At 51.6% G+C, this 11,394-nt stretch carries 12 protein-coding genes; all 12 read right to left on the minus strand.

Going from position 1 to position 11,394, the window contains the following annotated elements; genetic code table 11:
- Window position 1: 1 nt before the first annotated feature.
- The 12 genes from MGLY_RS01710 to MGLY_RS01765 all read right to left on the minus strand — a co-directional run bounded on the left by MGLY_RS01710 (window position 2) and on the right by MGLY_RS01765 (window position 11,216).
- Window positions 2-1,873 carry an FAD-dependent oxidoreductase gene (locus MGLY_RS01710; protein WP_156271450.1) on the minus strand — a complete coding sequence of 624 codons (1,872 nt, stop codon included), beginning with the start codon at window positions 1,871-1,873 and terminating at the stop codon, window positions 2-4.
- Window positions 1,874-1,888: 15 nt separating this feature from the next.
- A complete protein-coding gene (locus MGLY_RS01715) occupies window positions 1,889-2,830 on the minus strand; it encodes a complex I subunit 1 family protein (protein WP_156271451.1) in 942 nt (313 codons plus the stop codon).
- A gap of 2 nt (window positions 2,831-2,832) precedes the next feature.
- Complete coding sequence (locus tag MGLY_RS01720) at window positions 2,833-4,590, minus strand: hydrogenase large subunit (protein ID WP_156271452.1); 1,758 nt, start codon at window positions 4,588-4,590, stop codon at window positions 2,833-2,835.
- A 50-nt stretch (window positions 4,591-4,640) separates the two neighbouring features.
- The gene (locus MGLY_RS01725; RefSeq protein WP_156271453.1) at window positions 4,641-5,105 is read right to left on the minus strand and encodes an NADH-quinone oxidoreductase subunit B family protein; all 465 of its coding nucleotides are present in this window, start codon (window positions 5,103-5,105) and stop codon (window positions 4,641-4,643) included.
- 1 nt (window position 5,106) lies between these two features.
- Complete coding sequence (locus MGLY_RS01730) at window positions 5,107-6,954, minus strand: complex I subunit 5 family protein (RefSeq protein ID WP_156271454.1); 1,848 nt, start codon at window positions 6,952-6,954, stop codon at window positions 5,107-5,109.
- A 1-nt stretch (window position 6,955) separates the two neighbouring features.
- Entirely contained in the window at window positions 6,956-7,321 is a 366-nt protein-coding gene (locus MGLY_RS01735; protein ID WP_211662000.1) for a sodium:proton antiporter, read from the minus strand.
- Window positions 7,321-8,136, minus strand: coding sequence for a hydrogen gas-evolving membrane-bound hydrogenase subunit E (gene mbhE, locus MGLY_RS01740; protein WP_170290878.1), 816 nt, complete (start codon window positions 8,134-8,136; stop codon window positions 7,321-7,323). Before mbhE ends, MGLY_RS01735 begins: the two co-directional genes overlap by 1 nt.
- Window positions 8,137-8,173: 37 nt before the next feature.
- On the minus strand, window positions 8,174-8,461 hold the full coding sequence (locus MGLY_RS01745) for a Na(+)/H(+) antiporter subunit B (RefSeq protein ID WP_156271457.1): 288 nt from the start codon (window positions 8,459-8,461) through the stop codon (window positions 8,174-8,176).
- Window positions 8,461-8,796 (minus strand): monovalent cation/H(+) antiporter subunit G, encoded by a 336-nt coding sequence (gene mnhG, locus MGLY_RS01750; RefSeq protein ID WP_156271458.1) that lies wholly within the window; start codon window positions 8,794-8,796, stop codon window positions 8,461-8,463. Before mnhG ends, MGLY_RS01745 begins: the two co-directional genes overlap by 1 nt.
- The gene (locus MGLY_RS01755) at window positions 8,793-9,056 is read right to left on the minus strand and encodes a monovalent cation/H+ antiporter complex subunit F (RefSeq protein WP_156271459.1); all 264 of its coding nucleotides are present in this window, start codon (window positions 9,054-9,056) and stop codon (window positions 8,793-8,795) included. The genes mnhG and MGLY_RS01755 overlap by 4 nt, the downstream gene beginning before the upstream one ends.
- Window positions 9,053-9,595 carry a Na+/H+ antiporter subunit E gene (locus MGLY_RS01760; RefSeq protein WP_156271460.1) on the minus strand — a complete coding sequence of 181 codons (543 nt, stop codon included), beginning with the start codon at window positions 9,593-9,595 and terminating at the stop codon, window positions 9,053-9,055. Before MGLY_RS01760 ends, MGLY_RS01755 begins: the two co-directional genes overlap by 4 nt.
- A gap of 589 nt (window positions 9,596-10,184) precedes the next feature.
- Window positions 10,185-11,216 (minus strand): DUF1646 family protein, encoded by a 1,032-nt coding sequence (locus MGLY_RS01765; RefSeq protein ID WP_156271461.1) that lies wholly within the window; start codon window positions 11,214-11,216, stop codon window positions 10,185-10,187.
- Between the last annotated feature and the right edge of the window lie 178 nt (window positions 11,217-11,394).

An 11,394-nucleotide genomic window follows, 5' to 3' on the forward strand; every position in this document is an offset into this window, starting at 1 on the left:
ATTACTCGCTCCTGGCCTGCACCCTTATTTGTTCCGGATCCACCGCACCCGTAAAGCATAATTCATATTCGGAAGTTAAATGGTACATGCCACAACGGCAGACCTCCTCGCACATCTGACACATGACACACTGGAGAAGCCTGATCACAGGGGGGCCCGTAGCCTTCCAGGCGGTATCATTCCAATAGACGTCTTCCTTTTGCGGGTCAAGCTTGAGCTCGATGGCATTAGCCGGGCAATACTTTAGACACAATTCGCAGCCCACACATTTGTAGCAGCTTAAGCAACGCCTGGCCTCGTTACGGGCCATCTCTTCGGTATAACCCAGATAGACTTCTTTAAAATTGGTCTTACGCTCTTCGGGAGACAGCATGGGCATGGGCACTCGTTTTTTCTGCCAGGCCTCTTCCCGCAGGAACATATAACGTCGCTCGGCAGTAATGTCCAGGGCCTTTAAATCTCTACCGTAGTCATATTCATCAACAAAGGGATTGCCCTCATTACTGCCGCTTAAGTAGCGGTCGATGGCCAGGGAGGCACGGCGGCCGCCGGCCAGGGATTCTATAATAGTTGATGGCCCGCGAATTACCTCTCCCTCAGCAAAAACTCCAGCAACACTGGTGGCCCCGCTGTCCGGATCTACAGCTATCAAAGTGTCGCCGCGCGTGAGCTGGAACTGAGAGCGCTCTTCTCCCAGGACGCTTAAGTCGGCCATCTGGCCAATGGCAATGAGCACGCTATCGCAGGGGATGACCTCGTGGGTAGACTCATCCAAGACAGGGTTGAAACGCCCTTCACTATCAAACACCGATTTGACTCCTATCAATTCGACCCCCGTTACCCGGCCATTCTTGCCCAAAACTTTTCTCGGCGCCCGGCGATGGAGAATTGTCATGCCTTCTTCGCAAGCCTCAGTTATTTCCCAGGCGTGAGCAGGCATTTCTTCCCGGCTTTCCAGGCATACCAGTTGAACTTCCGCCCCCAACCGGATGGCACAACGGGCCACATCAATGGCAACATTGCCGCCTCCAACAACTATGGCTTTTTTGCCAAGGTCGATCTTTTCGCCCAGGTTAAGGGCCCGCAAAAAATCGATGCCCCCCCATACTCCTTTTAGTTCTTCGCCCTGAACCCGCAACTTACGGCTGATATGGGAGCCAATACCTATAAAGATAGCCTTATAACCCATACCCCTGAGGTCGGCGAGGGATATATCCCGGCCAATGCGTACACCTGTGCGAAACTCTACGCCCAGGGCTGCAATAGCCTCTATTTCTGACCGGAGGACGTCTAGAGGCAACTTGTAGCGGGGCACTCCATAGCGTAACATCCCGCCCGGTTCCGGCAAGGCCTCAAAAACTGTCACCGGATAGCCTAGATAGGCCAGATCATAGGCAACCTGTAGACCGGACGGGCCGGCACCCACAACGGCAACTTTTTTTTGCGGATCCTGGTTCTTAGTGCGTACCGGCTTTTTCAGCAGTGGCTCGCCGCGTTCTCTCTTTTTTTGGTAGACCCAGTCGGCAACAAAACGCTTCAACCAGGCATCGGCTACGGGCTCCTCTTCTCCATAATTGCGTTTACACATTTCCTCGCAGGGGTGATTGCAGGTACGACCAAGGGAGGCGGGCAGGCATACCTTCTGCCGGATGAGTTCAAGTGAACCTTCATAATCTCCCTCTACTATCTTACGTACGTATCCCCGTATATCTAAATGGGCCGGGCAGGCGAGACGAGCCGGGTCTGGCTTCTCATTAACGACGATTTCCGGCTTACCCCTGAGCCCTGCCGGTACAGGCGGTTTAACGAAAGGGTAAGGAGTGGTGAAAGGTTTTTCTACCAGGCGCTTTAACGTTTCCAGTTTTACACTCATGCTCTTCACCTCGCCTTAGTGCATGATAATTATCCGCATCAGATCCAGGGCTGCGATGGGAGCTACGCCAAACCAGAAAAAACGCAAGGTTTGATCGATACGCAGGCGGGCGCAAACGGCCCGGATATAGCTCACCAGGCCCAATAATGCCAGGGTTTTAAGCAAAAAGCTGACTATGGGAGGCAATACAAAAGCGCCAAAATGGATGGATTCGGGTCCGCCAAAGAACAGGGATACCGCCAGTCCGGTAACGATTACCAGTTCAAGATGCTTGGCCAGGTAAAACAATGCCAATTTAGGACCCGAATACTCAATGAAAGGTCCATCATGAATCTCATAGAGAGCCAGAGGTGCGTCAAAAGGTACCTTGTAGAGAATGGCAGGTAAAACCGTCAGGAGAGCAACAGCTGCCAGGGGAGCCTTCAAAAATAACCACCCGTGCTGGGCCTGGAAACTGACTATCTCGGTTAGGCCAAGGGAGCCAACGATTATTACCGGAGATAGTACGCTCAGGATCAAAGGGAATTCGTAAGCCAGCAAAAGGGTTAGACTGCGGGAACCGCCTACAGCTCCGTAAGGATTGCTCGAAGATAACCCTCCTATCCCAATGGCCAGCTCGGGAATGAGCAATAAAGCCAGAATTACCAGCAAATCGCCAGTGGAGGCAAGCACGGCCTGTGACGAACTCATAGGTATGAGCAGGAGCAGTACAGTAGTGCTAGCTACTGCCAGGACAGGAGCCAGGTTAAAGACGCTGCTTACAGCGGCGGCAGGTGTCAAATCCTCTTTGACAAAAAATAGTTTCCCGAAATCATAAAACGCCTGCCAGATAGGGGGCCCCATGCGATGCTGCATCCGGGCATAAAGCCTGCGGTCTATACCTTCATAGAGAAAACCTAAGAATGAGCAAAAGAGAAGACCAGGAAACCCCACAACCTGCAAGATAGTCTCGGCCATACCTACAACCTCACCCTTTCCTGATAAAGTTCATCCAGGGTATAAATATGACGGCGACCAGTTTTGGCGCTGACCAGCGTCACCCGCTCCACACATCCGTAACAGTGATCAAAGGTGCGAATGGTAATGGGGATGTCGGCCACACTGTCTCCCACCAGGGCCGTTTTAAAAGCATTGATGTTGGCACCAGTGGGGCCGCGAAGACGGTTACGCTCCAGAACCTCGGTGCCGTTACCCCGCATATAGTGGCAGCACTCGCCCCGCGGCGCTTCCCAGCGCATAAGGGATTCCCCCTCGGGGATAGTATCCGGGGGCAAAACCCTAACGGGCCCGGCCGGCAGGTTAGCTAAAATCTGGCGGATAATCTTAGTAGATTCGTAGCACTCGTAAATCCGCACCAGGGTACGGGCCAAATTGTCGCAAGTGTCAAAAACAGCCATATCCCAGTCCAGGAGAGGGTAGACCGAGGCAGGGTCAGATTTACGGGTATCAAATCGAATGCCAGACCCCCGAGCCATCATGCCTACGATGCAGAGTTTACGAGCATCTTCTTTGGGGATAATGCCTACGCCCTTCAATCTCGCGATGGCAGTGGGCTCCCTGGTGAATATACTTTCGTAGTACTTGGTCTGCTCATCAAGGTAGTCCATTGCCTCCAAAATCTTATGGGCTATGTCGGTATTTATATCCCGGCGCACGCCGCCTTCTGTATTGTAATCTTTGCGCATGCGGTTACCGCACATGGCTTCAATGATATCATTAATTCGCTCGCGGTCGCGCCAGGTATAATGGAAAACGGTATCGAAGCCCATGTCCTGGGCAATGATGCCGAACCAGAGATAATGGGACTGTAGCCTCTCCAGCTCCATCATCAGCGCCCGCAGGTAATGGGCCCGGGGCGGAATTTCTAAGCCCATTCTTTCTTCCAGGCAGTAGGCAAAAGTACTGGCTTCGGAATGATCACAGATGGCGCATATTCGCTCGATTAAATAGTGGGCTTTGGGATAGGGACGGCTTTCAATAGCCTTTTCCATGCCGCGAAAATTGTAACCCAGAATGAAGTCGACATCCACCACTTCTTCCCCGTCAATAACGAACTGGAAGTGCACCGGCTCTTTTAGAATGATATGTTGGGGCCCCAGGGGCAGGATAAAGCGACCCTTCTGCCCTCCCTCCTGGCGGCCCGGGGGGTTATAGACCTTCTTGCCTATAACTTCTTCTGATGACCTTTTCTCCTGGTAAAGCCTGGTGAGGTCTTCGTTAGTGTATTCCTTTCGTAACGGGTAAACCTCTCCCGGCCAGTCTTCCGGCAGATAAATCGGCCGGTCATCGGGTATACCTTCTACCTTGACCCCGAAGAAAGACTGCAGCTCGCGTTCATACCACAAAGCCCCGGGGATCAGGTGGGTGATGGTAGGCACCCGGGCTTCACTGTACGGCACCCTCAAACGGAAATTAACGGTACAGTAAAGTTTGGGGAAATCGCCCTCCGAGATGTGGTAGAGAACTTCCAGTTCCTTATGATTATCTACCCCGGTAATGAAGGTAAGGAACCCCATGTCATACTTTGTCATCAGGTACTTGATGCCTTCCAGCAGGCCGGTTTGATCCACGTCTATCCAGGCGCGGCCGGCGGCGGCCTCATAGGGTAGGCATACTTTCCGATCATGATCGAGGCGATACCCCAAAAAATGGGGTCCCAGAACATTTTTCAGCTCCAGGGCCAGCATTTCGGCATTCTTTTCGTTGGGACTCGCCATCTCATCTTCCCCCCAATTGTCTCTAGTCAGGGCTTTACTACTTTACCAGGTCATACGCAGGCTACCTTTTTACCGTAACGGCGGGACTTTTCTGCCAGGATGCCCAACGCCTGCACCGCGGCATGAATTACTCCGTCCGGCCGGTGAGGGCATCCCGGGACATAAACATCAACAGGAATAACTTTATCTACCCCTCCAATGATATTAAAGCAATCCCGGAACGCGCCCCCGGAGCAAGCACATGACCCCGAGGCCACTACTACCTTGGGCTCCGGCATTTGTTCGTACACCCGCCGGAGAATGGGGGCTGTATTATAATTCACTGGTCCGGTGACAAAGAGGATATCGCCATGGCGGGGCGAGCCTTTTAATAAAATACCAAAGCGTTCTACATCCAAATAAGGCGTAAAGAGAGGTAACAGCTCCGTATCGCATCCGTCGCACGAACACGCGTTAACCCAAACGGCCCAGGGCGACTTGGTCTGGAAGAAAGCCCGGACATCTCCCCAATTCACTTCAAATCCCTCCTATCGTCTGTACCAGTAAGAAGATAAGCACGCCTACCGTTAAAATCACCCAGCCTAGCCCACCTTTAAGAAAACTTAAATCCAGGGCACCAAGCACCGGACCGAAGATGCGGCGAACAGCCCAGTACAGGTGCTGGCCAGCCATGTATAGTTCCCGGTCGGCGTAGCTGCAGCCCCACCCATCGCCTACTGTGGATACACCGTTGAGGTAAAGGGCGCTCTTTCCCGGGCAGGGTTGGGACCGTGTCAGCGACCTGCTGACTGCTACGACCAGGGAGGCTAAAACTGCTATTCCTAGCAAAAGCACGCCGGTTACGACAGGATCCCAGTAGCCCCAGACTTGAACCGCAGGTACAGCATCCGCCAACACTGCTAAAGCTGGCCTTAAATAAGTCAACGCCTGTGCTGGCCAGAGCCCCAGCAGGATACAAAGTATAGCGAGTACCCATGTTGGGAGCATGGTCAGAAATGAAGGCTTAAAAATCTTTCCTTCTGATTTCACCGGACCCAGGAATAAGCCGGAGAAGACCTTGCCGTAGGCTATAAGGGTCAGAGCGCTCACTACCACCGCTATTACAGTGAGAAACGGATGCCCTGCCTCTAAGCCGGCTCGATAAATCAGCCACTTGCTGGCAAAACCGTTTAAAGGCGGTACTCCAGCCGAGGCCAGGGCCGCCAACCCGAAGAGCATAGTATTGGTAGGAAGCCGCCGGCCCCAGCCGCCCAGGTAGCGCAGCTCACTGGTGCCAGCCTGACGGATGATGACTCCCGCTGCCAGGAACAGCAGGGTCTCCATAATAGCGAAGTTCATCAGGTGAAGTAAGGCGCCGCTGGAGCCAATTGGTGTCCATAAGCCCAAGCCCAGCAGGATATAGCCTACCTGGCTAATGGAAGAGTAAGCCAGAACGCGCCGCAAATCATTTTGCTGGAGAATTAGAAAGCCGCCAACTAGCATCGTCAGCACGGCTAAGGCCAGCAGTATGGGCCGGACTATATTTAGCCAGGGAATATAAATGACAACCAGGAGACGTACCAGGGCATAAAGAGAGGCAGTCGTCGAAGCAGCTGCAAGAACAGCTCCCACAGGCATGCTTGCGCCAGCGTAGGCATCGGGCTTCCAGGAATGCAGCGGTACCACCGCCGCCTTTAGCCCCAGACCGGTAATTAGCGCGGCCATAGCCAGAGACAAGGCCAGGGGAGGCTGCCCCTGGATCCCTAAGGCCTGGACTTTAAGGGCAAGGTCCCTCATATTCAAGGTGCCAACTAAGCCGTAAAGAACAGCAATCCCCAGCAGGACAGCTCCAGTCCCCACCGATCCAAGCACCAGGTATTTATAAGCACCAGCTATCGCCTCAGGCCGCTCCTCTTCAAAGGCTACTAAGCCGTAAGCAGCAACGCTCATGATCTCCAGGAATACGTAAAGGTTAAAAATATCACCTGTGAAGGTAAGGCCCATTATTCCGACAGTGAGTAAAAGATAGAGGGTATAAAATCGTGTTAGTCCACTGTTCTGGCTCATATCTGCTACGGTATAAATGCCCACCAGCAAGCTGACCCCGGCCACCAGCAGAGCTACCATCAAGTTAAAACCGTCGATATTAAGGGTGATGCCCCACGGAGCCGGCCAACTTCCTAACCGGTACTCAACTTCTCCCCGGGTCCAGATGATCTGGGCCAGGCCAAGGCAAGCTGCACCACTGATACCGAGGCTGACCACGGCAAACCAATCGCGAAGGCGCGGCAACCTCCATCGCTCCACTACCATCCCGACCAGCGGTGTAAGGAAAGCCGCCGCAAAAAGAATCACTATGGGTAAGATCGGCAATTGTTCCCGCATTTTATTTCCCCCTCAGCCCGACAGTGTCCGTAACTCCCAAACGTTGGTATGCTTTTACGGCCAGGGATAGGGCTACGGCCGATACGCAAACGCCGATAACAATGGCGGTAAGAACCAGGGCCTGGGGGAGGGGGTCTACGAATGAAGTGGCCAAGCTTGTTACTATTTCCTTCGCCCCTTCGCCCTCTGGTAAAATGGGAGCCCTCCCGCCAGCGCGATAACCCAGACACAGCAGGAGTAGATGTAAACCGTCGCTCATAATCTTTAGGCCAATGGCGATCTTAATCAGGTTTCTCTTGAACAGCAGGCAATAGATGCCCAGCATAAAAGTTAAAATGGCCACTCCATACGGTAAGTTCTGCCACATTAACATTCCGACCCCCTTCCCGCCTCTGGTGCTACCGGTTTCTGCCTTGTAGAACGATAAGCCTGGTCACCTCCGGCCAGAATGAAGGCCAGGACGACGGTGAGAAGACCAGCTGCTACATGCAATCCTGTTCCCAGGTTATATAGAGGAACGGCACCACCGCTAAAAAGAGTACCGAAGCCACCTTTGGGGAAAATATTGGTCATAAAACCTACACCAGCCAGCAAACTAGCTATACCTACAACAACAAGCAGGAAGCTGCCGAAAGCATCCATTGCCTCCAGGCGGTGGGACGTAATTCTACTCCTTAATCCATCGATACCATAAGCTAGGATAAGCATGATCACCGCTGAGGCTACGATCACCCCGCCGGCAAAGCCGCCACCCGGCGTCAGGTGCCCATGGGCAACGACGTAGACACCGAAAAGCAGGGCGATGGGACACAGTATCCTCGCCACAACTTTTACAATTACAGTCATCCCATGGCCCATTTTTGAATCCCCCACTAAGTTACCCGCTTGCTTCCTGCTGCTTTTAACGCCTTCCCGGTTACGAAAGAGAGCGGCTGCTGCGCAAACGGCAGTAAACAAAACAGTGGCTTCTCCCAAGGTATCAAAGCCGCGGTAATCCCACATAACAGCTGCCACTATATTGCGATTACCGCTTTCGCTGGCGGCCCGGACATTAAAATCTGTACCGATGCTTTCAGTGTGGAATCCCAGCCACTGGCGCTGGGGAAAATCTCCGAAAGGCGGAAAGGCTTGGAGAGCGGCTGCAACCAGAAAAATGGTTAAAGCAACCACTAACGCCAACATCAGCCACCTTCCTAAGAAGTCACCAGCGCGCTCCTGCCTATTCATTTTTCGTCACCACCTTAGAAAGGCCCTCAGCTTCCTCTTCCCTTTTGGTGAGGCTAATGGCTAGGACATATAGAACCGTGCTCAGACCCGCCCCCACTGCCGCTTCGGTAATAGCCACATCAGGAGCCTGGAGCATATAAAAGACCAGGGCCAGGATAGCACTAGCGCCCCCGCTAGCCAGGACGGCATAGAGCAGGTCATGCTGATGTACTGCCAGAACGCAGGCCAACAAGAAAAAAAGGAGAAGCCCGTAGAAGATATAAGCCTCGATTCCGTTCATCAATTACCCACCTCCCGGAGTAAATCTCGATTTGGTTCCTTCAACCATGGTTTCGTCCCAGCATAGTGAGCCGCCCGGCTGATGGCATGGGCTCCCACCGGCGAGGTACAAAACAAAAATAATACTACCAGGACTGCCTTGAGGCTATAAGGGCTACCAAAACAATAAAGGGCAATCCCTATCAGACAGAGCCCGGCCCCACCCGCCACCGCTACCGTGCTGGCATGGAGGCGGCAGTAAACATCAGGAAGGCGTATGAGGCCAAGAGCACCTACCAAAGCGCAAAAGGCGCCGATGGCAAGGAGGGATTTTCCGGCCAGGTCCAGGAGGTTCATGACCCAATCCCCCTTCCTTCAAGGTATTTGGCTATGGCCAGGGTGCCAACGAATGCCAGCAACGCGTAGACAAAAGCTATGTCCAGGTAGAAATCTTTTTGATAATAAATACCGAGAATAATTAAAATTGCCGCCAGTAAAGCTGTAAAGGCATCCAACCCTACTACCCGGTCGGCCAGGGTAGGCCCCACTGCCACCCGGAACAAGCAAAGGATAGAGGCCACTCCCAGTGCTAAAGTTATGATTAATAAAAAGTTCATTCTACCACCTTCTGCCACAATTTTGCCCAGGGCCCAAGGATCGCACTGGCAGCCATTTCAGGGACGAGGGTGGACGCATCCAGCCAGTGCACATAAAGGTGTCCCTGATCGCGGTCAACGTCCATTGTCAAGGTGCCCGGCGTCATGGTGATCCCGTTGGCTACCCCGGTTAGACTGACCTCATGTTTGGCTTCAAGGGGTATACAAACAATAGCCGGATTTATGGGAAGACGCGGGTGCAGGATTAAATAAATAACCTGCAAGTGGGACTGTACTTCCGCCCAGAGGTAAAACAGGAGAAAAAGCAGTGCCGTGCCCCACCGTAACGGGTTTAACAGCGAGGCAACACGACCTGTAAAGAAAAAATCTGTAGCCAGCAAGGCAATCACTAAGGCCACCGCCGCGCCGGTGTAAACCTCGGGCAGCAGCACAGCTATACTTGCGCCCGGTAAAACCGCTCCAGCAAAGATGAGCCACATCAGCCACAGGAAAACAGCGGTAGCAGTAAATCTTATAAATTTGGGAGACGAGGTTGGCAAAAAAGATTACCTCCTTTCCTTGGAACATAAAGGTTTCGCAACACACCTTAGAAGTAAGCGTTCACCTCTTCGTGGATAATTTATCCCTCCTCCCTTTACCTCAGGCCAAGGTTAAACAAGTATTCCAGCGGCACATATCAAAAGTCCTTAATGTGTGATGGTGGCTACAAGCAACAACGGTTCCGTAAACTACTTATAAGCAAAATCCATGCCAGATTTATCGCAATGACAATAACCCCATGCGAAATATAGAGAATGTCCTCGGCTATCTCAATTATGTAGATACTAAAAACCGGCGGATGTGACATCGATGCCACATCCGCCGGGCCATCAATCTCTATTCGTATCTCAGCTTAGGAATTACAAACCTGTGGCTTATTTGCCACAGGTTTGTGGCTTCAAACCCACATGTTTCGTTTTTTTGGTCGAGCTGCCTCCGAAATATTACCATGGTGTTATTCCAGGACCCAGGGGCAGAAGAATCGGACGAAACTTAACCACATTTTAACGGCAGCAGTTGCTCTAAAAGCCACCCTATGTAGGGCGGCTTATTGTCGAAAAAATAATCCATCTGTTACAGCGGAATGGTTTATAAAATCACAAACAGGATTATATAGTAGGCAATCATTATTGCCAGACCCAAAGGTACCCCCAGTTGAGCCCATTCGCTGCTAGAAATCTCCAGTTTTCCGGCCGAAATGATATTGGGAATATTCCCTGGTATCAACATACCGCCACTTATGAATAGCCCCATCAGAACGGCTCTTACCTGGGTACTGGTCATTACCGGGCTAATTTCAGCAGCTGCCAGGGTTGCGTTATCTAAAATAGCGGAAATCATATTAATCCAATATAAAATCCGGCTATCTAGGTAGATAACGTAAGTATCAATAACAGGCTTAAAGCCAGCCCCGAGGAGTTCCAAGGCCAGGACAAAGACAAATACTTTTGCTGCCCGAACAAGCACCCCCGTATAAGATTCTACATTTCCCTCCAGTCCAGCAATCTCGGTCGCCTTAACCACCCCACCCCGGCCCACTAAAATCGTACTTAAGAGTCCTATTACCAATACACTGGGGATGATAAATTCACCCACTTCCCGCATTAGGTACCAGAAGTCGCCACCCATTTTGGAGACAACAATGGTTGCTAATGGTTCTCCGACCGGAGTCAAGACTGCCCCCAAGCCTATGGCGAAGCAAGCCAGAATGTCCAAGCGTATTTTATCGCGTCGGTCCAGAGGAAGGTTACTAACTACCTCTACCAGGACCAGGGAAGCGATAATGGCCGTAATTACACTAGAAAGTAAACCGAGGAGGACAACTACCAGAAATATAAAAACCTTGAGGGTCATAAACCGTAAAATAGCATCAATGCCCACTTTAATCCGGTCTTGGAGCAACTTAAATAAGATACCTGCAATTAGGACGGCTGCCGTAATCATGTATAAAAGATGATTCTCCAGGATTTCCACGACTAATTCTTTACTAAAGACACCGGAAACAATGGTCGCTGCCAGGCCCATGAGGAAAAGAAAAGGTTCAAGGTTATATTCTACCTGTTTGATAAAAAAGGGCAAGGTAAGGACCAGCAGTAAAATAATTATTAGGCCAATTAACAACTAACCTACCTCCTAACTTTGTCGCATTATTCACTTTGTTATTAATTAAACTTTTGAGTTCCATACATCTCCATAATAACTAAAAATCCTGCTAGCAGTTTCACCTCCCCCTTTACCTCTGGCCAAGGTTAAACAAATATCCCAGCGGCACATGTTACAAGGCTTTAACGTGCGATGG

The organism is Moorella glycerini, from assembly GCF_009735625.1.
Taxonomy (GTDB): domain Bacteria; phylum Bacillota; class DSM-521; order Neomoorellales; family Neomoorellaceae; genus Neomoorella; species Neomoorella glycerini.